The sequence below is a fragment of the Candidatus Hydrogenedentota bacterium genome, assembly GCA_012730045.1.
Lineage (GTDB): Bacteria > Hydrogenedentota > Hydrogenedentia > Hydrogenedentales > CAITNO01 > JAAYBR01.
The window spans coordinates 72,388-97,169 of record JAAYBR010000062.1 but is presented as its reverse complement, the minus strand read 5'-3'; the positions used below and the strand labels follow the sequence as shown (position 1 = coordinate 97,169).

Annotated in this window: 14 protein-coding genes and 1 tRNA gene; 9 read left to right on the top strand and 6 right to left on the bottom strand. The window is 67.5% G+C overall.

Features of this window, described 5'->3' with window-relative positions:
• Positions 1 to 88: 88 nt before the first annotated feature.
• Complete coding sequence (locus GXY15_06580; protein ID NLV40878.1) at positions 89 to 2,248, bottom strand: hypothetical protein; 2,160 nt, start codon at positions 2,246 to 2,248, stop codon at positions 89 to 91.
• Positions 2,245 to 2,955, bottom strand: a complete 711-nt coding sequence (locus GXY15_06575; GenBank protein ID NLV40877.1) for an efflux RND transporter permease subunit — start codon at positions 2,953 to 2,955, stop codon at positions 2,245 to 2,247. Before GXY15_06575 ends, GXY15_06580 begins: the two co-directional genes overlap by 4 nt.
• 241 nt (positions 2,956 to 3,196) lie before the next feature.
• On the opposite strand from GXY15_06575, the gene GXY15_06570 reads away from it, so the two are divergent.
• Genes GXY15_06570 through gltA form a run of 4 tightly spaced genes read left to right on the top strand, consistent with a single transcriptional unit; the run spans position 3,197 to position 9,625 of the window.
• Positions 3,197 to 3,691, top strand: a complete 495-nt coding sequence (locus tag GXY15_06570; GenBank protein ID NLV40876.1) for an NAD(P)H-dependent oxidoreductase subunit E — start codon at positions 3,197 to 3,199, stop codon at positions 3,689 to 3,691.
• Complete coding sequence (locus GXY15_06565) at positions 3,688 to 5,622, top strand: NADH-quinone oxidoreductase subunit NuoF (protein ID NLV40875.1); 1,935 nt, start codon at positions 3,688 to 3,690, stop codon at positions 5,620 to 5,622. Before GXY15_06570 ends, GXY15_06565 begins: the two co-directional genes overlap by 4 nt.
• Before the next feature lie 12 nt (positions 5,623 to 5,634).
• Positions 5,635 to 8,160, top strand: coding sequence for a sulfide/dihydroorotate dehydrogenase-like FAD/NAD-binding protein (locus GXY15_06560; protein ID NLV40874.1), 2,526 nt, complete (start codon positions 5,635 to 5,637; stop codon positions 8,158 to 8,160).
• Positions 8,161 to 8,209: 49 nt separating this feature from the next.
• Positions 8,210 to 9,625, top strand: coding sequence for an NADPH-dependent glutamate synthase (gene gltA / locus GXY15_06555; protein ID NLV40873.1), 1,416 nt, complete (start codon positions 8,210 to 8,212; stop codon positions 9,623 to 9,625).
• Positions 9,626 to 9,982: 357 nt separating this feature from the next.
• Here the strand turns inward: gltA and GXY15_06550 are convergent, their stop codons facing one another.
• On the bottom strand, positions 9,983 to 11,572 hold the full coding sequence (locus GXY15_06550; GenBank protein NLV40872.1) for a hypothetical protein: 1,590 nt from the start codon (positions 11,570 to 11,572) through the stop codon (positions 9,983 to 9,985).
• 411 nt (positions 11,573 to 11,983) lie between these two features.
• Here GXY15_06550 and GXY15_06545 point away from each other — a divergent pair, with 411 nt between their 5' ends.
• Together GXY15_06545 and GXY15_06540 are read left to right on the top strand one after the other, a co-directional pair.
• Positions 11,984 to 12,898: a PTS transporter subunit EIIA gene (locus GXY15_06545; GenBank protein NLV40871.1), complete on the top strand. Its 915-nt coding sequence runs from the start codon at positions 11,984 to 11,986 to the stop codon at positions 12,896 to 12,898.
• Positions 12,899 to 12,909: 11 nt separating this feature from the next.
• Positions 12,910 to 14,232, top strand: a complete 1,323-nt coding sequence (locus GXY15_06540; protein NLV40870.1) for an ArsB/NhaD family transporter — start codon at positions 12,910 to 12,912, stop codon at positions 14,230 to 14,232.
• Between the two features lie 37 nt (positions 14,233 to 14,269).
• On the opposite strand, the gene GXY15_06535 is transcribed toward GXY15_06540, so the two are convergent.
• Positions 14,270 to 14,346 (bottom strand) — tRNA-Arg (locus GXY15_06535).
• A gap of 259 nt (positions 14,347 to 14,605) precedes the next feature.
• Between GXY15_06535 and GXY15_06530 the strand changes: the two genes are divergently transcribed.
• Positions 14,606 to 17,401 carry a pyruvate, phosphate dikinase gene (locus GXY15_06530; GenBank protein ID NLV40869.1) on the top strand — a complete coding sequence of 932 codons (2,796 nt, stop codon included), beginning with the start codon at positions 14,606 to 14,608 and terminating at the stop codon, positions 17,399 to 17,401.
• A 172-nt stretch (positions 17,402 to 17,573) separates the two neighbouring features.
• On the opposite strand, the gene GXY15_06525 is transcribed toward GXY15_06530, so the two are convergent.
• Positions 17,574 to 21,371: a hypothetical protein gene (locus tag GXY15_06525; protein ID NLV40868.1), complete on the bottom strand. Its 3,798-nt coding sequence runs from the start codon at positions 21,369 to 21,371 to the stop codon at positions 17,574 to 17,576.
• A gap of 70 nt (positions 21,372 to 21,441) precedes the next feature.
• Positions 21,442 to 23,079 carry an FHA domain-containing protein gene (locus tag GXY15_06520; GenBank protein NLV40867.1) on the bottom strand — a complete coding sequence of 546 codons (1,638 nt, stop codon included), beginning with the start codon at positions 23,077 to 23,079 and terminating at the stop codon, positions 21,442 to 21,444.
• Between the two features lie 157 nt (positions 23,080 to 23,236).
• On the opposite strand from GXY15_06520, the gene GXY15_06515 reads away from it, so the two are divergent.
• Positions 23,237 to 23,827 carry a hypothetical protein gene (locus GXY15_06515; GenBank protein NLV40866.1) on the top strand — a complete coding sequence of 197 codons (591 nt, stop codon included), beginning with the start codon at positions 23,237 to 23,239 and terminating at the stop codon, positions 23,825 to 23,827.
• A 15-nt stretch (positions 23,828 to 23,842) separates the two neighbouring features.
• A complete protein-coding gene (gene rsmA, locus GXY15_06510; protein ID NLV40865.1) occupies positions 23,843 to 24,772 on the top strand; it encodes a ribosomal RNA small subunit methyltransferase A in 930 nt (309 codons plus the stop codon).
• Positions 24,773 to 24,782 lie beyond the last annotated feature (10 nt).

The following is a 24,782-nucleotide window of genomic DNA, read 5'->3' as shown; positions in this document are numbered from 1 at the left end:
CCGGCGGCACGGAAGACGGCCCGCCTCCGTAGCGCCGGCGTCCCGCCGGCCTTGTCTTCTCTTCCTTCACGCGGTGAAACGCGTCCCGTCAGAGGGCCACCTCGACGGAGAGGGTCTCGGCGCGGTTGTCGAATTCCAGGAGCAGGGTGCCGCTGTCGGCGTCCCAGGCGTGGGTGAAGGCGGTCTCGGGCGTCATGCGGACTTCGGCGGGCGCGGACGGCAGGAGCATCCGCACGCGGGCGTGCACCCCTTCGGGGCCGCGGGTGGTGAAGGACAGCTTCCCATCCGCAAACCGCTCCTCCCGCACGCGGGTGGCGGCGGCGGCCACCTTGGCGGCGCCCAGGTTCGCCTTGGCCCAGTCCAGGTCATAGAGCAGCGTCCGCTGGTCGGGATTCAGCGTCTTCTCGGAGAGGACCGGCAGTTTCGCGTCGAACAGGTCTATGAACCGCCCCTCCATCCGCAGCGGCGCGTCGGAGACCGACTCGTTCATGACCGACGCAATGACATAGGGCCCGCGCCGCAGCTTGAGGTAGTTTTGCGTGGTGAGGGGCAGCGACACCTTTTCACACAGCCCGCCGACCGCCGCCAGCAGCGTCTCGGGGCCGTTCTTGTCCCGCGCGAGGGCGCTGGGGGAAAGGTCCATCCAGCGCACCCATCCCTTTCCGACCGCCTGCGGGGCGGCTTTAGCGGAGGCGTCCACGCCCAGCCGGGCGAACAGGTCGTCCTGCGGCAGGGCGTCCGTGGCGCCCTGGGCGTTCCACCACTCCTGGACGCGGTTGTAGGGGTCTTTTCCGTCGTCCACAAACAGCAGTGCGCCGCCGTCCCGCACCCAGGCGGCGAGGGCGTCGTGGTATTCCGGCTTCAGGGGCTTCTGCCCCTCGTAGGTCAGCAGGAGCACGCGGCACTCCGCGAGCACGCCCGGCTGGAGCAGGTTTTCCATCTGCACGATGTCCAGCGGGAACCCGTGCTTGACCATCGGCATCGCGAGGCCGAAGAAGTGGCTGAAGTGGGCATCGCTGGGCGTGGGGTCCGCCCGCTGGAACATGAGCGTGTCGGACACCATGACGCCGATGCCGCGCGTGCCCGTGTCCCACGCCACGTCCTTCTGGTCCATGTCGTTCAGGGCGTTGATCACCGTGAGGAGCTGGGTCGCGTACTCGGCGGGGATGCCCTCGCGCTCCGCCTTGCCGTCGAGGTCCACCTTGGGATAGGTGCCCTGGAAAATGCGGGACGGCCACGGCATCACCTCGAACCGGGACACCCCGGGGAACATCAGGGACGAGATGATGGTGCACTCGTAGTTCCACTTGTAGTCGTTCCAGCTCCGGTCCGGGTTGTCCTCCACCGGGTCGGCGAGGAACCAGACTTTTCGGCCCGTGGGCCGCACCATGCCGTAGGCCGAGGCGTACTCCAGATAGCCCGCCTCGAAGGTGCGCTCGGAGCGGCGGACGCCCCGGTACACGTTGGCCGTGCGGGCGGTGCCCGTCCACACCTGGGCGATGTAGCCGTCCATCTCCTCCAGCCCCATCAGGCTGGCCTCGGGGCTGACAATGCGCCACTGGGCATAGTTCACGAGGCTGTGCGTGGGCACATGGCACTCGATGGTCCGCCCCTGCGCGGCGGCGCGGGCCTTGGCGTGGCGGAACACCCCGCGCAGGGCGTTGAAGTACAGCTCGTACTTGAGACGGCTCGCCTTGTACTGCGCGTCCACGCTGGAGTCGGGGGCCTCCCAGGGCTTCCCGTAGCGCGTTTCCCAGGCCCGCTTGAAGCCTTCGCTCCAGCCGGTCTCCGCCCAGTACTCGGGCTCCTCCATGAAGATGGCCTGGGCCCCGGCGTCCACGGCGGGCTCCACCATCTTCTTGATGTACTCGACGTATTCCGGCGTGGGCACGTTGTACCCCACCGTGTCGCTGTTGCCGTGCATGTACAGGCGCCCGCTCTTGGAGGTCTGGATCTCCTCCTTCTTGATGCCGTCCGGGGTCTGGTAGTAGGCGTCGTAGCCGCCCCACGCGATGCCGGTCATCATGCCGATGGAGTAGCCGCGCTTCCGCCACTCCTCCGCCCGCGCGGCGAAGTCCGGCCCGCAGCCGTAGACCACCGCCATGTCCGACGCGATGTCAATCTGGGGCGTGTGGCTCCCCGCCTGCTGGAAGCAGGTGAGGTCGGGGCCGGGATTCTGGGCGACGGCGCACAACGGGGCGGCCAGCAGGGCAGCCATAAGAAGGAACTGCGTCCGGAAGGGGTTCATTCGGGGCTCCTTTCGGGGGCGGTGGCGGACCGGACGGTCCGGGTCCAGGCGTTGTGCAGGTTGGCGGTGAGGCTGTAGAGCGCGGGGACGACGACCAGCGTGAGGACGGTGGCGAAGCTCAGGCCGAAGATGACGGCGACGGCCATGGGCCCCCACCACGCGGCGGACTCGCCGCCGACAATCCACTTGCCGGCAAAGAAGTCGTAGCTGACGCCCAGGGCCATGGGCAGCAGGCCGAGCACCGTGGTGACGGCGGTGAGCATGACGGGGCGGAACCGCGTGATGGACCGCATGACTGGCCTTTCCGGCGGGGGAACGGCGCGCGCCCCAGGCGCGCCCCGCGTTGCCCCGCAGCTTGACAATGGCATTTCCGGCAATGCCTGTTTATAGAGGTGAAAACGTGGAAACGGCCCTGACCGAACCTCCCCGGAACACCGGGCCTTTCCCGGACTGCATGAGGCCACAGCGGGCGGCCCGCAAACATGTTCCCGACACCACCCTGCCGCCCTCGGACAATGCGGGCGGCCACAGGCGGAATTATGGCACAGCCCCGCAAAACAGCGCAAAGAGCCAATCCAGAGGAGGATGGACAGGGTGGACGAAGTGGACAGGGTGGACATGACTCCGCCCTCTGTGCACCCTGTCCACTTCGTCCACTTCGTCCACCCCGTCCACCATCGCACTTCCCCCGCCAAGAATTGCGTCATTTTCCATGGTTACGAGATTTTCGCAATTAGGATTTTTTTCTCGATATGCTGGAAATGCAACCTGTTCTACTGCAACATTTTGCACCGTTTGCATTGGCCGGGGGTCGGTGGTATGCTGATGAGGACAAGCAACCTGAACCGGCTTGAGTCCTGCGGCACGGGAAGGTTTCGGGTTCCAAAAACACGTTGACCAAGGATAACGGGTGGGGCGGTGTTTTGCCCGCACCCGGGGAGTGGGCCGATGACGGCAGCAGCTGTGGACACGGAAACACTGGTCAGGGACGTGGTCGCGCGGTACGCGGACGCGCGGGCGGGGCTGATCCCCATCCTTCAGGACATCCAGGCCGCGGTGGGGTTTATCTCGCCGCAGGCGCTGCGCGCCCTGGAGCGGGAGACGGGCATCTCGGCAAACGAGTCCTACGGGGTGGCGACCTTCTACACCCAGTTCCGCTTCACCGCCCCCGGAAAGCACCGCATCCAGGTGTGCAACGGCACGGCGTGCCATGTGCGGGCCGCGGCGAGGATCACCGAGGAGTTGTGCCGCTATCTGGGCGTCGCCGTGGGCGGCACCACGCCCGAGGGGGAGTTCAGCCTGGAACGGGTGGCCTGTCTGGGCTGCTGCGCCCTTTCCCCCGTGCTCACGGTGGACGGCAAGGTCTACGCCGGGGTGACCCCCAAGAAAATGCAGCGGATTCTCAAGGAATACGGGTTCGAAAGAAAGGCCGGGAAGTCATGAGTCATCTTGCGGAGGCATACGCGGGCGCAAAGGCCGAATGGCGCGCGCTGGAGGAAAGCCCCACGCCGGTGGTGTATGTCGGCGCGGCAACCTGCGGCCGGGCCGCGGGGGCGGAAGAGGTCATCGCCCGGTTCCGGGAGGAGACCGCCAAGGCGGGTCTGGACGCGCGGGTCATCGAGGTGGGGTGCCTGGGTCCCTGCTGCTTCGAGCCCCTGGTCATCGTCCACGCGCCCGGAGGGCCGGACGTGTGCTACGGCGGCGTGGGCCCGAAGGAGGCCTCCGAGATATTCGCCCGGCACATCACGGGGGGCGCGCCCTGCGCGGAGTGGGCCCTGGGCGTTCTGTCGGACACCGCGGCCCACGGCATCGCGCCCCTCACGGAGCACCCCATGATGCGCGGCCAGGTGCGGCGTGTGCTCGCCAACTGCGGCCGCATTGACCCCGAGAATTTCGCCCACTACCTCGCGGGCGGCGGCTACGAGGGGTTCCTCCGCGCCTTGGAAATGGGCCCGGAAAAGGTCATCGGGGAGGTGAAAGACGCCGGGCTGCGCGGGCGCGGCGGCGCGGGCTTCCCCACCTGGCGCAAGTGGACCTTTGCCCGCACCGCCCCCGGCGCGCCGAAATACCTGATCTGCAACGCCGACGAGGGCGACCCCGGCGCGTTCATGAACCGCTCCCTGCTGGAGGGCGATCCCCATGCCGTGCTGGAGGGCATGCTCATCGCGGGGCTGGCCATCGGCGCGTCCGAGGGCATCGTCTACTGCCGCGCGGAGTACCCCCTGGCCATCCAGCGCCTCGAGATCGCCATCGGCCAGATGAAGGGCGCCGGCCTGCTCGGCGCGGACATTTTCGGCTCGGGCTTCGCCTTCGACATCCACATCAAGAAGGGCGCGGGCGCCTTTGTCTGCGGCGAGGAGACCGCGCTCATCGCCTCCGTCGAGGGGCGCCGCGGCATGCCGCAGCCCAAGCCCCCCTTCCCCGCCATCAGCGGCCTCTGGGGCAAGCCCACGGTCATCCAGAACGTGGAGACCCTCGGCAACCTGCCGCTGATCCTGCGCAACGGCGCCGAATGGTACGCGGGCGTGGGCAGCGAGTCGAGCAAGGGCACCAAGACCTTCGCCCTCGCGGGCAAGATCGCGCGCACCGGCCTCGTCGAGGTGCCCCTGGGCACCACGCTGCGCCAGATCGTCTTCGACATCGGCGGCGGGATCGCCGACGGCGGCACCTTCAAGGCGGTCCAGACCGGCGGCCCCTCGGGCGGCTGCATCCCCGCCGAAAAGGTGGACCTGCCGGTGGACTACGAGTCCCTCACCGCCGCGGGCACCATCATGGGCTCCGGCGGAATGATCGTGCTCGACGAGGACAGCTGCATGGTGGACATCGCCCGCTTCTTCCTCGGGTTCACCCAGGCGGAGTCGTGCGGCAAGTGCGTGCCCTGCCGCGTGGGCACCCGCGCCATGCTCGGCATCCTCGAGCGCATCGTGGCGGGCAACGGCACGCCGAAGGATCTGGAGACGCTGGAGGAGATCGCCGCGACGGTGAAGCAGGGCTCCCTCTGCGGCCTCGGCCAGACCGCGCCGAACCCCGTCCAGACCACGCTGCGTTATTTCCGCCACGAGTACGAGGAGCACATCCACGCGAAAGAATGCCGCGCCTTCACCTGCCCGCCCCTGGTCTGGTACCAGATTGACCCGGCGCGGTGCATCGGCTGTGGCCTGTGCGTGCGGGCCTGCCCCGCCGACGCCATCCACGGCGAGACCAAGTCGCCGCATTTCATTGACCAGAACGCGTGCATCCACTGCAGCTCCTGCCTGGCCGCCTGCGCCCCCGCCAACGCGGCCATCTACCGCACCAGCGGGGAACGGCGGCGCGTGGAGCCGCGTACGGAGCGGAAGGACCCGGGCGTGCCGGCGCAGCCGGGGAAAGGTTGAGGATCACCAGCCGTGAAACTGAGCATTGACGGAAGAGACATCGAGGCGCGGGACGGGGAAACCCTGCTGGACTGCGCCCTGCGCAACGGGATCGAGATTCCGCACCTCTGCGCCAACGAGGGGCTGGCCCCCTACGGCGGCTGCCGCATGTGCGTCGTCGAGATCGAGGGCATGCGCGGCTACCCGCCCTCCTGCACCACCCCGGCGGCGGAGGGCATGGTCGTCCGAACGCAGGGCCCAGAGCTGAAAAAGCTGCGGCGCAACGTCCTCGGGCTCATGATGCTCGAGCACCCGAACGCCTGCCTGCTCTGCGGGCGGCGCGCGGAGTGCGAGGCCTACCGGCCCGAGCCGGAGAAGGCCGGACGCACCACGGGCTGCCACACCTGCAACAACAAGCCCGTCTGCGAGGTGCGCGGCCTCGCGGAGGAGCTGGAGCTCGCCGAGCTGCCCGTGCCGCCGATCTACCACCAGCGGCCCCTGGAGCGCGACAACCCCTTCATGGACCGCGACCTGAACCTGTGCATCCTCTGCGGCCGCTGCGTGCGGGTCTGCAAGGAGCAGCAGGGCCGCGCCGTCATTGACTTCGTCGGCCGCGGCAGCAACGCCCGCATCGGCCAGGCCTTCGACCAGACCCTCGTGGAGGCGGGCTGCAATTTCTGCGGCGCCTGCGTGGACGTCTGCCCGACGGGCACCCTCTCCGACCGCTTCGCCAAGTGGTACGGCCGCCCCGACGCCTCCACCGCCACCACCTGCGGCCTCTGCGACCAGGGCTGCGCCATGAGCGTGTCCTCCGTGAACGGGCGGATGGTCGGCGCGCGCGCCGTGGACCCCGGCGTGCCGCTGTGCGTCCTGGGCCGCTTCGCCATGGCGGAGTTCCTCGCGGGACCGGACCGCCTCCACTTCCCCTATGTGCGCGTGGGCGCGGTGCTCCGCCAGTCGGACTGGAAGCTGGCCCTGGAGCAGGCCGCCACCCGCCTTGACCACTTCCGCGGCGAAACGTTTGCCTTCGTCTGCGACCCGTCGAGCACCCTGGAGGACCGGCGGGTCTTCGAGCGCTTCACCCGCGAGCTGATGGGTTCCCCCCATTTCATCACCGCCGTCCCGGACGCCTGGGGCCGCGCCGAGGTCACCCTGCCCGGGGACGTGCGCGCCGTCATCACCACCGGCTCGTTCTTCCCGCCGGAGGCCGCCGCGGACCTTGAAGTCCTCGTGCTCATGGACTGTTACCCCTCCCCGCTTCAGGAGAAGGCGAACTTCGTGTTCCCCGCCGCCGTCCTCGCGGAGGTCGAGGGCAGCCTGCCCGATGCGGACGGCACGCCCCGCCCGATGAGAGCGGGATGCGCCGCCCCCGGCCTGGCCCTGCCCGAGTGGCGGATCATCCGCGACCTTGCGCAGGCGCTGGGCGGCGAGGCCCTCGGCTACGAAAGTGTCGAATCCATCCGCAAGGAGATGGACTGCGGCCCCGTGCTCTTCCACATGAACCGCGAGGCCGCACCCCCCGCCGCGCTGGACATCACCAAGCGCCGCCGCTACTTCCGCAACCACCTGCTCGAGGACCTGGTGGAGGGGCTTCAGGAAGTGCCCGCCAACCCGGCCTGCCGCGTGGTCCGCGCGGAGGCGGTCAAGGCCCCCGGCGCGCCCTTCATGGCCCCCGAGGCCCCCGCCGACGGCCGCTTCCGCATCGTCGAGAAACGCGAGCTGATCCCCAACACGCACGAGATCGTGGTGCATGCGCCCGAGGTGGCCCGCAAGGCCCTGGCCGGGCAGTTTGCCATCGTCATGGCCGACGCCCTCTCGGAGCGCGTGCCCTACACCCTGTGCGACTGGGACGCCGAGGCGGGCACCATCACCTTCGTGGTGCTTGAAAAGGGCCAGAGCAGCCGCAAGCTCTGCCTCATGGAGCCGGGCGAGTGCCTGGCCCACGTCACCGGCCCGCTGGGCATCCCCCTCGACATCCGCAAGTACGGCACCGTGGTCCTGCTGGGCGGATGCTACGGCATCGGGGCCATGTACCCCGCGGCCCGCGCCTTCCGGGAGGCGGGCAACCGGGTCGTCTCCATCGCCGAGGCGCGCTCGTGGTACCTGGAATACCACCGCGACAAGCTGGAGCGGGTCTCCGATGAGTTCATCCAGTCCACCATGGACGGGTCGAACGGCGTCAAGGGCCACGCGGCGGACGTGCTCAAGGACCGCCTCGCCGCGGGCGAGAAGGTGGACCTGGTGGTCGCCGTCGGATGCCCTTTCATGATGATGATCACGGCGCAGGAGACGGCGCCCTACGGCATCCCCACGCTGGCCTCGCTGAACCCCATCATGGTGGACGGCACCGGCATGTGCGGCGCGTGCCGCATCACCGTGGGCGACCAGATCAAGTTCGCCTGCGTGGACGGCCCCTTCTTCGACGCCCACCAGATCGACTGGGCCGAGGTGAAGGACCGCCGGTCCGCGTATTCTGCGGCGGAAATCCAGAGCGTGGGGCGCACCGCGTCGGTCGGCGCGCACCCCCGCCACCCCGGCGGGTGCGGCTGCCACGCCTGAAAGCGCAACACCCCGCGCCCGCGCGGGTCAAGGGACGAGGTCGAAAGTCATGGCTGAAAGCAAGAAGGTTCCGCGGCAGGCGATGCCGGAGCAGGCGCCGGAGGACCGCGCGCACAATTTCGAGGAGGTGCCCCACGGGTACAGCATCGAGACGGCGATGCTGGAGGCCGGCCGCTGCCTCCAGTGCAAGAAGCCCCGCTGCGTGGAGGGCTGCCCCGTCCAGAACGACATCCCCGGGTTCGTCGGCCTGATCAGGGAGGGGAAGTTCATCGAGGCGGCGCACAGGCTGAAGGAGACGAACTCGCTGCCCGCCGTGTGCGGCCGCGTGTGCCCCCAGGAGGAGCAGTGCGAGAAGGTCTGCATCCTCGGCGTCAAGGGCGAGCCCGTCGCCATCGGCCGTCTTGAGCGCTTCGTGGCGGACTATGAGCGCCTCAACAGCGAGATGGAAGTCCCCGAACTGCCGCCCCCCACCGGGAAGAAGGTCGCCATCGTCGGCGCCGGACCCGCCGGGCTCACCGTCGCGGGCGACCTCATCAAGCTCGGGCACGCCGTCACCATCTTCGAGGCCCTCCACGAGCCCGGCGGCGTGCTCACCTACGGCATCCCCGAGTTCCGCCTGCCCAAGGCCATCGTCAAGTCCGAGGTGGACTTCCTAAAGAAGCTCGGCGTCACCTTCGTCATGGACTTCGTCGTCGGGCGCAACAGCACCGTGCCGGAGCTCATGGAGGACGAGGGCTACGACGCCGTCTTCGTGGGCAGCGGCGCCGGCCTGCCGTCGTTCATGAACATCCCCGGCGAGAACCTCGTCGGCGTCTACAGCGCCAACGAGTACCTCACCCGGTCCAACCTCATGAAGGCCTACCTCTTCCCCCGCTACGACACGCCGCCCATCAAGCGCGAGCGCGTCGTCGTCGTCGGCGGCGGCAACGTCGCCATGGACTCCGCCCGCACCGCCCTGCGTCTCGGCGCCGACGTCACCATCGTCTACCGCCGCGCCAAGGAGCAGATGCCCGCCCGCGGCGAGGAGGTCCACCACGCCGGCGAGGAGGGCGTCAAGTTCCAGATGCTCACCGCCCCGATCCGCGTCCACGGCGACGCCCGCCACCGCGTCACCGAGATCGAGTGCCTGCGCATGGAGCTCGGCGAGCCCGACGCCTCCGGACGCCGCAGGCCCGTCGAGATGCCCGGGACCGAGTTCCGCATCCCCGCCGACACCGTCATCATCGCCATCGGCAACAAGCCCAACCCCCTCATCCCCCAGACCATGGAGGGCCTCGAGACCTCCAAGTGGGGGACCATCGTCGTGAACCCCGACACCATGGAGACCTCCGTCCGCGGCGTCTTCGCCGCAGGCGACATCGTGTCCGGCGCCGCCACCGTCATCAGCGCCATGGGCCAGGGCCGCATCGCCGCCGCAAACATCCACCGCTTCCTCACCGGGGAGAACGCCCCCGGCGCCTCCTGAGCACCGAATCTTCTGGCACTCCGTGAAGACGCCAGACGGGCGATTGTCTAAAGTGCGGCGAGCACAGAATTGCTTCAGGCGCTCCGCGCTTCTGCAATTACGGATCAGGCATCCTTCCTTTTGCATGCCTTCGGCAACACACGTCATGGCGCGCGCAACCCGCGCCATCTTGTTCCCGCCGCAGCTACGGTTCCCGCCCTCTTCTTTGTGTCCTTTGTGTCTTTGTGGTGACCCTTCCCGGAGTTTTAACCACAAAGGCACAAAGGACACTAAGAAGACAATTGGAAAGACCAGGAACCTTACGAAAATCCGCTGGAAGCTCCATGCTTCTTCAGCGTCGCAGTGGCGATTCGTCTTCTATCTGCGCCTTCCTCTTATTATGACGTCCTTTCCAAATACAACCAACAGCTCATGGAAGGTGTCCGCATTGCTTAGATCGTGCCAGGAGTAGTGGACGCCATCCTTAGGGGCGCATTCTCCATCCTTCACCCGGAACGCCCACACGCCCTCTTCCGCCGCAAGGAGGAAACCTTCGGACCGAAGACGGTAGGCATAGGAAAGCGCTTGGTAGTAGGCTTTGCGCAGTTCGGTTGCGTTTGGTATCCGATGCTTGGCCTCCACCAAGAGCACCGCGCTCTCTTCCCCCCGAACCGCCCGCGCCAAAAGCGCATAGTCGGGGTATACGCGGTACCCTCTGCCCATCTTCACGGGAAGCTGCCGTATCCAGTCGCTCTGCGTGTACCCCAGACGGGCAAGCAGCGGCTCGACAAGTTGGACCTCGACGTCGCGCTCGTTGGAAAGGATGAGATTGCTGTCGGGAAGGGTTCTGCGAATCTTTGGCAGCGCCCTGATATTCGCGCCCTTCTTCCCGAAGCAGCGCAGCAATTCCGCATAATCGCCCTGGGAAATGGGGGTTCCGTTCACTCCCTGCATGTTCTTTCGGACAATGGACATGTTGGAAAGCACGGGGTGAGCTTTCAGTTCGTTCAGCGTGACCGGAGGCACCCCAACCGGATGTCCGACATGGATCGTGTGGTAATAGAAGAAGAATGGGTCCACATAGGCGTCCTTGACAACCCGCCATACCGAATGAACGCAGCTTCTCGGCGCGAGGCAATACATGACCACGATGTCCCCTTCCCTCGCATCCGGGTTTCCCTGCCAGAAGCTTGTGCTGTCAGGTCCGGCGTTGTCGAGCCATTCGAAGTCGCCGTTGTCGTCCTTGCCGCCGCCCGTGAACCAGGCCTTGAGCGGTCGCGGAAGATCATCCACCCTCTTCTTTGCCTCGGGACCTCCGACAACCCGGGGTCCGTAGTCGTAAAGCAGGCAGCAAAGCTCCTCCGGGCTGAGGCTGTTCTCCAGCCGAAAACGAGACAATGATTCGCAAAGGCGCAGATAATACAAGGCGCGCCCGCGCAGGTCGCTTTTCTTGGGGATGGGCGGAACGGGAATCTCGAAGGTTTGCGCAATCTCCCCAAACAGGTCGAATTGAAACTGGAACAACCATGGGACAAACGCATCCCGGTTCGCCCGAAAAAGGCCAAGACTCAGCGCGGTCACTTCGGTGATCCAACTATCGTAAGCAGCTGGCGGTATTCCCGAATCCGCCGCAGCGCCCTTCACCCCTTTCTCAATCATGGATTCCAGCCGCCGAACCGCCTTGCCCGGCGGCAGAGCTGCAAGGGGCTCAAACGCGGCCTGCCATTCCAAGGAGGAATCGAGAATGTTCTCCTCGACCAGGAATTTCCCGTAACCATCCCCCCGCGCCGAGTTGATGCTGTCACTATCAAGCGTGACATACCACGGGGAGACACTCCCGCACAGCCCCGCCTCCTGAAGCAGTCCATACGTTTCTTCTGGCTGAAGCTCAGAGAACGCCTTCACGGCCCGCCGCCCCTCCGAAGACTCCGTGTAAAGCCTCCAGAGGTATTTGTTCATCTCAGCCAATCCCATTCCTCCTGTTTCACGACATGCGCTTTCCAGAGCGAAGTGAGTGTCCGAGTGTATCCGGCAGCCTCGGCACCGAGCAAATACGGCACCTCGCCCCCACTCTCTCAGCCATCTCGACTCGCGAGGGGTCAAGGATATCCAACACCTCCGAGCTGCCACCCCCCGGGGTTGGTCTGGACATTCGCCCGCATCCTCCGCTATGGTAAGATGCCGTTGCGCGCCTTGCGGCGTTCGGGATCGGTGTTCCCGGGGGACGTGTCGGTGTCCCCGGTCGGGCTGACCCGGCGGAACGCCGGACACCTTCACCGGCCCCGCCCGGGAAACGTTTCCCCGGGGCCCGGCGGAAGGCCCTGCCCAGAGGCCAGGGAAACATCCCCCAGAGGGGTCCATCCCCGAAAAGGGCCAGACATGGACGTGTTTTTCAGCAAACAGACGGTGCTCTTCGATCTGGACGCCCGCGAGAAGTGGGAGGTCATCGGACGCATGCTGGACGCGCTGACGGCGCGCGGCTTCTGCGCGGACGACGCCGGGCACGGGCGCGAGGCCCTGCTTGCGGCGGTCCGCGAGCGGGAGTCCCAGTGCGTCACCGACCTGGGCCACGGGTTCGCCTTCCCCCACGGCCGCATTCCCGGACTTCCCCGCACGGGGCTGTGCGTGGCGCGGCTCGCGCGGCCGGTGGCCTTCGGCGCGCCCGGGTCCGAGGGGGTGCGCGTTGTCGCCCTCATGCTCGCCCCGGAGGAGCAGAGCCACGTCGCCCTGAAGGTCATGGCGTCCTTCGCCCGGCTCTTTTCGGACCCGTCCAAGCGCGAGCTGCTCTTCGACCTCGACGATGAGGGCCTGTTCGCGGCCCTCATCCAGGAGCGCGTGCTGAGCGACAGCCGCCCGGTCACGGCGCGCGACATCATGCGCCCCCCGATCGTCTCCGTGGCGCCCGAAACCCCGCTCAAGGAGGTGACCCGGGTGATGAACCAGCACATGCTCGAGTCGGTCTCCGTGACGGACGCCGAGGGCACCCTGCTGGGGCAGATCACCTGCGACCAGCTTTTCAAACTGGGCATGCCCGACTTCTTCACCCAGCTGAAAAGCATCTCCTTCATCCGCGAGTTTGACCCCTTTGAAAAGTACTTCCAGAAGGAGGCCGGCGCCCTCGCCAGGGACGTCATGACGTCCGACATCGCCACGCTCCCCGAGGAGGCCACGCTTCTCGAGGTTGTCTTTGAGCTGGCCGTGAGGCGCCACCCCAAAATCTACGTCGTCCGCGAAGGGAAACGGGTCGGGGTCATTGACCGCAGCCTGGTTCTCGACCGCGTGATCAACATATAAGGGACGCGGCAATGCTCGGCCCCCTGCTCATATTCGGTGTCACCTACCTCCTCATCATCAGCGAGAAGGTGGACCGCACCGCCGCCGCCGTCATCGGCGCCGCGGCCATGATCCTCTTCCGGTTCATGCCCCACGAGGCGGCCTTCGCGTGCGTGGACCTCGACGTGGTCTTCCTCCTCACCGGCATGATGATCGTCGTCGGCATCCTCTCCGAGACCGGCCTCTTCGAATGGGTCGCCATCTTCATCGCCCAGCGCGCCCGGGGCAACGCCGTGGCCATTCTGGTGGGCCTGCTCACGGCCACTGCAGTGCTGTCCGCCTTCCTCGACAACGTCACCACCGTGGTCCTCGTCGCCCCCATCACCATCCTGGTGACCCAGATCCTCGAGGTCCCGTCGGTCCCCTATCTGGTGCTGCTGGCCCTCTTCTCCAACATCGGCGGCACCGCCACCCTCATCGGCGACCCGCCCAACATCCTCATCGGCGCGAAGTCCGGGCTGAACTTCAACCAGTTTCTCCTCCACCTCTCCCCCGCCGTCATCCTGGTCGGGGCGGCGGTGCTCGCGCCCATCGCCTGGTTTTCCCGGAAACCCCTGGCCACGCCCCCCGAGGCCCGTGTGCGCATCATGCAGGCCCACCCCGAGCTCGCCATCGTCCAGCCCGGCCGCCTCCGCAGGGGCCTGGTCGTTTTCGGCGTCATTATCATCGGGTTCATCATGGGGCACGCGCTCCACGTCCCCCCCGGCGTCGTCGCCCTCGCCGGCGGCTTCGTCATGCTGATTGTCTGCGGCGTCGGCATCCGCGAGGCCATGGAAAAGGTCGAGTGGGAAACCATCTTCTTCCTCATCGGCCTGTTCATGCTCGTCGGCGCCCTGGAGCACGCGGGGCTCTTCGACAGCATCGGCGGCGCCATTTCCCGCGCCATCGGGCACAACCTCTTCCTGCTGTGCCTCGCCGTGCTGTGGGTCGCCGGCCTCCTGTCCGCCCTTTTCGGCAACATCCCCATCGTCATGGCCTTCATCCCCCTGGTGAACACCATGGTCTCCCTCTACTTCGAGCCCCAGGGCGGCATGGACAGCTTCACCCCCGAGGCCGTCCGGCTGGTCGCCGACCCCCTGTGGTGGTCCCTGGCCCTGGGTGCCTGCCTCGGCGGCAACGGCACCCTTTTCGGCGCGGCCGCCAACGTTGTCGTGGCCCAAATCGCCAAGAAAAACGGCGCCCCCTTCTCCTTCGCCACCTTCCTGCGCTACAGCGTTCCCGTCACCCTGGCCAGCATGGTCATCAGCAGCGCCTACATCTACGTCCGCTACATCGCCTTCACCCAGTTCCCCTGACAGGCATGAACCGGAAAAAGGGGGGGAAAGAAGGAAATGGCGCGCCCGGCTGGACTCGAACCAGCGGCCCTCAGCTTAGAAGGCTGACGCTCTATCCACCTGAGCTACGGGCGCGCGGAGGGGGACGCGATTATCCCACACGCGCCGGGGGCTTTCCAAGTCCGGTTCGGAGCGGAATCGGGAACATCCGGAGGGCGGACGTTTCTTGAACGGGGGGGCGGACGGGAGTATAATTCCATAAATGCCGGATTGGGCTGGTTCCGTCCGGTTTTCCGCACGGGTGTCGTGCGAAGCCCCCCTTTCCAAACGTGTGGCGAGGCGGGTGTGTTCCAGACTGGGCAACGAGGACCTGACTGAAGGAGAAAACAGCGTCATGGCAAAGCGGAGTGTGTATTTCTTTGGCGGCGGCAAGGCCGACGGCAACGAGTCAATGAAGGATCTGCTCGGCGGCAAGGGGGCCAATCTGGCCGAAATGTGCAGCCTGGGGATCCCGGTCCCGGCGGGTTTCACGATCACGACCGAGATGTGCACCGCCTACTACGAGAACAAGGGCAGGCTGCCGAAGTCGCTGGAGGAGGAGGTGGCGAAGGCGCTGGCGAAGGTCGAGAAGGTGATGAAGAAGAAGTTCGGCGACCCGAAGAACCCGCTGCTGGTCTCGGTGCGCTCGGGCGCGCGCCGCTCGATGCCGGGCATGATGGACACGGTCCTCAACGTCGGCCTGACGTCGGCCACGGTCCCCGGCCTCATCGCGAAGACGGGCAACGAGCGCTTTGTGTACGACTCCTACCGCCGCCTCATCATGATGTACGCGGACGTGGTGATGGAGAAGGCGGCGGGCATCGAGCCGGCCGAGGGCAAGGGCGTCCGTCTCCAGATGGAGCACGCCATGGAGGCCATGAAGAAGGCCAAGGGCTACACCGACGACACGCAGCTCACCGCCGCGGACCTGAAGGCCCTGGCGGAGGACTTCAAGAAGATCGTGAAGAAGTGCCTGGGCAAGGAGTTCCCGGACGACGCGCAGGCGCAGCTCTGGGGCGGCGTCAAGGCCGTGTTCCAGTCCTGGAACGGCAAGCGCGCCATCGCCTACCGCCGCATCGAGCGCATCCCGGACGACTGGGGCACGGCGGTCAACGTGCAGGCCATGGTGTTCGGCAACACGGGTGAGACCAGCGCGACGGGCGTGGCCTTCACCCGCAACGCGGCGACGGGCGAGAACCTGTTCTACGGCGAGTGGCTGGTGAACGCGCAGGGCGAGGACGTGGTGGCGGGCATCCGCACCCCCAGCCCGATCAACAAGGCCACGAAGGGCGAGCAGAGCGCGCACCTGCTCTCGCTGGAGGAGGCCAGCCCGAAGATCTACAAGCAGCTTGACGGCATCCGCACCAAGCTGGAGAAGCACTACAAGGACATGATGGACATTGAGTTCACCATCGAGGAGAGCGTCCTCTGGATGCTCCAGTGCCGCGTCGGCAAGCGCACCGGCATGGCGGCCGTCCGCATGGCCGTCGAGATGGCCGAGGCCAAGCTGATCTCCAAGGACACGGCGGTCATGCGCGTGGCCCCGATCCAGCTCACGGAGCTCCTGCTCCCGATGCTTGACCCGAAGGCCGAGAAGGTCGCGAAGGTCCTGGCCAAGGGCCTGCCCGCGGGCCCCGGCGGCAGCGTCGGCCAGGTCGTCTTCACGGCGGACGACGCGGCCCTGTGGGCCGGCAAGGGCAAGAAGGTCATCCTTGTCCGCAATGAGACCTCCCCCGAGGACGTGCACGGCATGCACGTCGCAGAGGCCATCCTCACGGCGAAGGGCGGCATGACCTCCCACGCGGCGCTCGTCGCCCGGGGCTGGGGCAAGTGCTGCATCGTCGGCTGCGGCAGCCTGAACATCGAGGTGGCCAGGAAGCAGATGACCGTCGGCGGCATGGTGGTGAAGGAGGGCGACTGGATCTCCATGAACGGCAGCCAGGGCAAGGTCTTCGCGGGCCAGGTGCCCGTGCTGCCCGCGCAGCCCGAGCTGAACCCCTACTACAAGAAGATCATGGCGTGGGCCGACGCCGTCCGCCAGATCAACGTGCGCACAAACGCGGACTCCCCGGCGGACGCCGCGCAGGCGGTGGCCTTCGGCGCCGAGGGCATCGGCCTCTGCCGCACCGAGCACATGTTCTTCGACCCCAAGCGCATCATCCACATGCGCGAGATGATCCTGGCCGAGGACGAGGCCGCGCGCCGCAAGGCCGTCATGGCCCTGCTGCCCTTCCAGCGCGACGACTTCTACGGCCTGTTCAAGGCCATGAACGGCCGCCCGGTCACCATCCGCCTGCTTGACCCGCCGCTGCACGAGTTCGTCGGCGGCCTTACGGCCGACCAGGTCGCCGAGCTGGCGAAGAAGACCGGCATCAAGGAGGACGCCATCAACGCCCGCATCAAGCAGCTCCACGAGCTGAACCCGATGCTCGGCCACCGCGGCTGCCGCCTCGGCATCGCCTACCCCGAGATCACCGAGATGCAGGCGCGCGCCATCTTCGAGGCCGCCGCGAAGCTGGTCAAGGAGAAGGTCAAGGTCAGCCCCGAGGTCATGGTCCCGCTCATCGGCACCAAGGCCGAGATGGACAACCAGGCCGCCCTCATCCGCACGATCGCGGAGGAGGTCCAGAAGGAGCAGAAGGTCAAGTTCGCCTACATGGTCGGCACGATGATCGAGATCCCGCGCGCCGCCCTCACGGCCGACAAGATCGCCGTTACCGCCGAGTTCTTCAGCTTCGGCACCAACGACCTCACCCAGATGGGCTTCGGCTACAGCCGCGACGACGTCGGCGGCTTCCTGCCCTACTACCTCGACAAGAAGATCCTCCCCGAGGACCCGTTCGAGGTGCTGGACCAGGAGGGCATCGGCCAGCTCGTGGCCATGGCCGTCGAGCGCGGCCGCTCCACCCGCCCCGACCTCAAGTGCGGCATCTGCGGCGAGCACGGCGGCGAGCCGGCCTCGGTGAAGTTCTGCCACCGCGTCGGCCTCAACTACGTGTCGTGCAGCCCCTTCCGCGTCCCGATCGCCCGCTTCGCGGCGGCGCAGGCGGCGCTGGAAACCCCGCGCAAGTGCTGCACCGGCAAGAAGTGCTGCAAAAAGGCCGACAAGAAGGCTGACAAGAAGGCCGTGAAGAAGACCTCGAAGAAGTAACCCCCGCGACGAAACGCGCGCGGCCGGTGCAAACCGGCCGCGCGCTTCTCTTTTGGGAGGACAAGGGAGGGAATCAGACCGATCGGTCGGATCGGACTGATCCGGCCGATCGGTCAGACGGGTCGGACTTGTCGGACCTGTCCGACGGGTCCGACTGCCGTTCGCAGCCGGATCACTTCAGCGCCACTTCCCGCTCCGTGCGCAGGGTCACCGGGCCCAGCAGGCCGGACAGCGGGTCGCCGCGGTAGTGCGTCGGAATCGTCCCGTAGTGGTTGGCGAGGGTGTTGCAGACGAGCACCTCAACCCGGTTTTCCCCCGGCGTGACCAGCCCGGAGGCGTCCACCCGCCAGGGCGGGGTGACGCGGATGCCCGCGGGCTTGCCGTTGACGATCACCTCGGCCGAGGCGGCCACGGCGCCCAGGTCCAGCGTGACACGGCCCCGGGTCTGTTCGTCTGAAAGGGTGAAGGTCTTGCGGTACCACATGCCGCCGGAGTACTCCGCCAGCGCGCCCCGCTGCGACCAGTCGCCCAGGGGCATCACGCCGGGGCCGCAGTCGAGTTTCACAGGCTCCGGCAGGGCCGCGCCGCCGGGACAGCCGGGTTCACGGTCCACACGCATCGCCACCGCGACCGCCGCCGCCTTGGAGGTCCGGACCGCCGCCGTGCATTCCACCGTCCCGTCCGCGCGCACGGGACCCGTCTCCACCGTCATGGGCTCCCCGTCGGCCCACGCCTGCAGGGCGCCGCGGACCGTCACCCGCATGGACCGCAGGCCCGGGGGCGATGTGAAGCGGTACCAGCCCGCGGCGCGCGCCGTCTCCGGAGCCGGGTCAAACGGCAGCACGGCGGGATTGTCATGCCAGCGCATGGACAGGGGAACCTCGGACGCCACGGAGGGCACCCCGGCGCGCTCCAGCACGAAGTGCGTGCGCCCCGGCGCATCGTAACGCAGGAGCACCGTGTTCACGCCCGCCTGGAGCGGAACCGGCGCGGCGAGGTCGTCCACCCGGACGCCGTTCACCCACAGCGCGGCGGGTTTCATGTCCCCCGTGCGCGCCAGCGCCTCCAGCGCCTCCGGCGCGCCCACAGTGGTCCAAAGGTAATAGTGCGTTCCCGCCTCCTCCTTCTGGTACTCGATGAGGATGCCGGTGTAATCCGGCCTGCCGAGAACGATGAAGTCGTCGGACACCATCTTCTTTAGCCCATGGTGGCCCTGCGGGCCCGGGTCGCCCTCCACGCCCCAGCGGGTGGAGTAGTCATAGGGCTGCCAGCGGTATTCCTGTCCGCCGACGGCAACCGGCGCGGACGAATCCACCACTGTCATGGCCGCGAGGGCGGCGTCCGCCTCCGCCGTCTCCGGCAAGGGCCCCAGTTTCCAGAACCGCTGGCCGTAGGAGTGAGTGACGGTCTTCCAGCCCGACGTGTCCACGTCTGCCCGCTCCCATCCGGAGCCGGGTCCCGTCTCGACGGCGTGGGCGAAGCGGCGGGCCTCCGCGCCGATGACGGTGTCCGTGGCGGGCAGGCGGAAATCGCCCCAGCGGTTGTCCAGCGTCGGGGCCGGCTCCACCTCCCAGTCGCCGTCCAGGGACACGGGGGAAGGCGCGGCCTCCGCGACGCCGCGCAGCACCGTCTCGGCGCCGTCGGCGGCGCGCACTGTCGCGGCCTTTTCGCCCGGCACGGCGGCGTACCCGGTGACAACGGGCTTGCCGTCCGTCAGCGACAGGTCCGCAATCTCGTCGAGATCTGTGCCGACGACAGACGGCGCGGCGCCCGGGGAGAAGACGATGAGCTGCGCCGTGTCCGGCCCCAGCGGCATGCGCACCCGCGTGCCGCCCTCCGCCGGGGCGTGGGTGTGCAGGGGGTGCGACGTGCCGGACCACGGATCCCACAGCTCCACGACGCCCTCCGCGCGGAAGAAGCACTCCGAGTTCCGCGCCGCGCCCATGACCATGTACACGTCCCTGTCGTCAATGACCCGGTGCAGCACCTGTCCGCCGTCTCCCGGCACGAAGTCGCGGGGGATGGAGGCCGAGATCAGCGCCGCCGCCGCGTCGGGACCGTCCAAGACCGCGCCGACCCCGCCCGAACGGCTGCGGCGCGGTTCGGCACCCTTTCCCGCGCGGGCCTCCTCGGCGGTCACGCCGAAAATCTCCCGGATGGCCCGGTCCAGTTGCCGGTCGTCGCGGCCGGCGCGGTCCGACGCCTCCGGCAGGGCGCCCAGGGCGACGACCACGCCGCCCTCGCGGAAAAAGGCCAGCGCCTTCTCGATGGTGGACCAGCGCGCCGCCTTCATGACGGGCAGCACCAGCACCCGGTAGGCCTCGCCGGACACCAGCAGCTGCCGGTCGCGGATTTCCGCCCGCTCCAGGGACTCGAAGTCCATGAAGTCGAAGTCCATTCCGTGGTCCATGTACAGGCGCTCGCCCGCGTCAAAGGCGGTCTTCACCGCGCGGTCCCCGGCCATGCCGGCCTCCAGCGGGGCGACGGGGTACATGACTGCCACATCGCAGCGGTGCGCCCCCTGGCTGAGCAGGTAGCTGAGCCGCTCGAAGTATTTGAAGAAGGAGCCCATGTGGTCCCAGTAGGGCATGCGGAAATGGAAGCACGGCGGGGCCCACTCCCAGAAGCCGCCGTGGGTCGTGTAGTACAGGCCGTGCAGGTTGAGCAGACTGGCGCCGTACAGGAAGTTCTTGCAGGACGAGTCGAAGATGGTGGCGGGCGTGGCGCCCCAGCCGAGGCTGTGGTAGCCCTCCAGCCAGACCCGGGGCCGCCGGTACAGGTGCGCCATGGAGCTCGACACCTTGTCTTTGATCAGGTCCGCCTTCCCTCCCGGCGTGTCATGGCCCGGCGCGGCGTACCAGCGCACGCAACGGAAGTAGTCGCCGAACTCCACGGGGTTCCTGCCGCGGCTTCCCGGGTCGCAGGCGTACATGATGCCCCGGCTCCAGTGCCACTCAAAAATGGGGCGGAAGAAGTTCTCCTCCTCAAGCGACACCATGACGTCCGAGTAGTCCAGGCGCACCTTCGGCGTCTCGGGGCCGAGGTCGGTGAACAGGGCGGCCAGCAGCGGGACCACATCGTAGCCCTTGCGCTTTTTAAACTCCCCCGCAAAGGTCTCCGACCAGAGAAAGCCGTCCACGCCGAAGGTCAGCTCGTCGTGGAAGAAGTAGTTGAGCGCCTTCGAGAGGTCGCCCGGGCAGTGGTCGGCGAAGGGCTGGAAGAACCGCTCAATGACCTTCTTTCCCGAGGCCGGATTCATGGGGTCCACGGAGAACTCCGGCGACTCCGCATGGACCACAGCCACCTCCCAGCGCCCCCCGGGCGGGGTCCACTCCAGACGCCCGTCCCGCGCGAGCGGGGTCAGGTCCTCCAGGCCCTTCCCGCCGTCCAGCCGCCGCGCGGTGACGCGCACCACGCCGGCGGGCAGCTCCAGGGAGAGGGGCTTCCCGCCCTCCGCCTTCTCCAGTTTGGCGCGGAGGTGCGCGCCGCGCAGCGACCCGTCGTTCACGCCGATCTGCCGGAAGAGGTTGTCGCGGCCCGGCCAGTCAATGGTGTAGCCGCTGACACCGATGCCCATGTCCCGTTTGCGGCACTCCCCGGCGATCCAGCGCCAGGTGTCCCACCACTCCTCCGAGAAAATCGGAGGCTCCATGGGATAGGTGGTCATGGAGGGGTCATGGGCGTAGTTCACCTGGACGCCCGGAATGCCCGCCGCGTGCAGCCTGTCCAGCTGCCAGAGCAGGCGGTCCCGGTCCAGCGGGTCGCCCGTCCACCACCAGAACGGCACCTCGCCGTATCCCGGCGGGGGCGAGGCGAATCCGGCGCGAACACCCGCGCCGGGGGTGTTCACCGGGAAACCGGGCGCGTCCGCCGGGGGCGGCGGCAGGTTCTCCGGGTCGCTGAACTCCAGAGGAGCCGCCGACACCGGCAGCGCGCACAATCCCGCCAGCAGAACCGCAGAGATGCCCATGAAAAAAACCTTTCTCCCTTGTTCAGAATCCCTGCCCCCGGAGGCGGAACCGTCGGTTCCAGTCCCCGCCCTAGCGCTTCAGGCCGGTAATCTCAAAGGCGTGCACCGCCTGCTCCTTTCCCTTGAGCATGAGGGTTCCCAGCGGTTTGCCCGTCACCCGGTCCTGGACGGCGTTCCAGACCTCCGCGCCCACGACGATTTTTCCGGCCTCCGCGGTGTCGCAGAAACGCTTGGCCGTGTTCACCCGGTCGCCGACTACGGTGAAGTCCATGCGCTTCGGCGACCCGATGTACCCGGCGATGACCTCGCCCGTGTCAATCCCCATGCCGAGATGGAAGCGGGGCCTGTGCTCCTCGGAGCGGACCAAATTGAGCTCACGGTTGCGGGTCTGCATCTCCAGGGCGCAGCACACGGAGCGGAAGGGCTCGTCGCCCGTGCGGAAGGGCGCGCCGAACAGCGCCATAATCTCGTCGCCGATGTATTTGTCCAGCGTTCCCTGGTACTTGAAGACAATCTCCGTCATCGCCGTGAAATGCTCGTTGAGCAGCCCCACGAGGTCCTGCGGTTCCAGCTGCTCGGCCAGCTTGGACGAGCCCCGGATGTCGCAGAACATGGTCGTCACCAGGGCCTTCTGCCCGCCCAGTTCCAGGCTCTGCGAATCGTTGATGATCTTGTTCACCAGGGCGTTGGGCAGGAAGCGCGCCAGACTCTCGCGCCGGTGCTCCGCCTCCAGAATCTCCGAGTGCAGCCGGGCGTTGTCTATGGCCAGCGCCGCCTGCGACGCCAGGGAGGAGAACAGCTCAAGGTCCTCCTCGCTGAACCGGTGGTTCGGGACGTTTGTGTCCAGATAGACGGACCCGAGAATGCGGTCCTCGATGCGCAGGGGCACGCACATGGCGCTCACGATGCCCGTGCGGATGACGCTCTCGCGCGTGCCGAACTCGCGGTTGCTCTCCCGGTCCGCCATGAGCACGGCCTCGCCGTCTATGGCGGCGCGCCCGGCGATGCCCATGCTGGGGGAGGAGGCCTCCAGCTCGCGCCCCATCTCGCGCGCCACCTTCACCTCCAGCGTGCGCCCGTCCGCCGCCCGCAGCAGCACGAAGCCCCGCTGCGCCTCCAGCACCTCCAGCACCGTGTCCAGCATGGCCGCCAGGCGGCGCTCCAGGTCGAAATTCGACGCCATGACCTGGTTGACTTTGTTCAGCGCGGCCAGGCGGCGGTAGGCCCGGCCGATCCGGACCATCTCCTCCTCGTTGGGCACCGGCGTCTTGACGCGCGCCGAGGTCTTCCCCGTCTTTGCGATCATCGTCATGCTGCTGTCCACCTGCGCCATCTGGTCGCGGATGGTGTTGAGGCTCTCCAGCAGCTTGCTGTCCCGCTCCGTCTCCTTCGTGCCGGGCGTGCGGGTGCCCATTGCGGTGTCGTCGCGGAAAATGAGCCGGCACTTCCCCCCGAGGAATATCTCGTCCAGGTGCTTCAGCGCCCGCTCCACAATGCGCTGGCGGTTCACATAGGTTCCGTTCAGGCTTTTCATGTCCCGGAGAACCCACATGTTCTCCCGGAAGTACAGCCGGACATGGTGGCGGGACACCTCCTCGGCCACCAGCACGACATGGTTGTCCTCGGACCGCCCGAACGTGACCTCACTCCCCGTGAGGGGCACCGACATGGGCGGCACGCCCGGCTGCTCCACGATAACCTGCGGCATTGCGGTTCTCCTGGCGCGATTCTACCCCCCGGAGCGCCGGAACGCAAAAGTCACGCCCCGTTTCATTTGGAAGCCGCCCCCCCCATTGTGTACCATGGGCCGCCGGACCTTCCGCACGGAATCCCGGCGCGGAGGAGAACTCAGGAAAGTGCCTGCCATGAAACATCTTTGGCATTTCACGGTGTGCCTGGCGCTGGCCGCACTGGCGGTGGGTGGCGCCGGATGCGTCCCCACAGCGCCCGAGGCGGCAACACCCGCCCCCGGCCTGCCGGCCGCCGCAACACCCGCGGCGGACATTCCGCCCGTCGTCGCCACCCGCACGGTCGAGGAGGAGGGCAAGGTTCACTCGGAACTGACGGTGAACCCAGACGCCCGCCCGAACGCCAGCATTGAGGTGAGCCCCCTCCCGGACGGGAAGGGATACGCCATCAGGGGCACCTTCAACCTCTCCGGAACCCTGACCCCCGCCGAGCCCGGAAAATGGCTCCTCAAGGCGGAGTACCGGGTGGCCGAGGCGGACTTCGCCGCGGGCGTCCCAGTGGTCTCCATACTCAATGAGGTGGGCCCGGGCGCCGGCGGAGTCTCGGTCACCCAGAACCAGCAAATGATCATGGTGGACCTGCCGGTCTCCCCCCCCGCCGCCCCCGCACCGGCGGACACCCCTCTGCGCCGGGTGCCGGTGGAGGCCGAAATCACCGCGCCCGGGGACGCCGTCTTCAATGTCTTTTTCACCAACATGCCGCAATAGCCGCCCGGAAGGATTATGAGCGAAGGCCAAGAGAAAAAAGAGGCGCCGCGCCTCAGAGACCTGTGCGCGCGCCACAACATCCGCTTCAAGAAACGCCTCGGGCAAAACCTGCTCGTGGACGACAACATCAACGCCATTCTCGTCGAGGCGGCGCGCCTCGGGCCCGAGGACAACGTCATCGAGGTGGGCGCGGGGCTGGGCGCCCTCACCCGCAGGCTCTGCGCCAAAGCCGGGCGGCTGCTGTCGGTCGAGATTGACCCGTCGTTCATGCCCTGCCTGGAGGAGCAGTTCGGCGAGACCCCGAACGTGCGCCTTTTCCGGGGCGACATCCTCAACCACAGCCTGACCGACCTCGTGGACGAGTTCCTGCCCGGAAGCGCGAGCCTGAAAATGGTCTCGAACCTCCCCTATTACATCACCACGCCGGTCCTCTTCCATTTCCTGGAGGCGCCGCTCTTCTTCTCCCGCATGGTCGTCATGCTCCAGTTGGAGGTGGGCCAGCGCCTCGTCGCGGCGGTGAACACCCCCGAGTACGGCGTGCTCACCATCTCCGCCTCGCTCCACGCCGATGTGGACCTCGTCCACCGCGTGCCCGCGTCCTGCTTCATCCCCCAGCCCAAGGTGGACAGTTGCGTCGTGCGGTTCCGCTGCCATGAGACCCCGCGCTTTCCCCGGGAGGAGGCACGCTTCATCATGAAGGTTGTCCGGGCCGCTTTCTGCCACCGCCGAAAGACCCTGCGGAACGCCCTCACCGGCTCCGGCAGTTTTGGCATGCCCAAGGAGGACGTGCTCGCCGCCATGGCCGCGGCGGGCATTGACGGCGGCCGCAGGCCGCAGACCCTCGCCCTGGACGAATATGCGCGGCTGGCGGCGGAACTCCGCCTGCGCCTGCCCGCCAAGGCCCCCGCCGAAGACGCGGTTCCGGACGATGAACCCCCGGCCTGAGCCAAGGAGG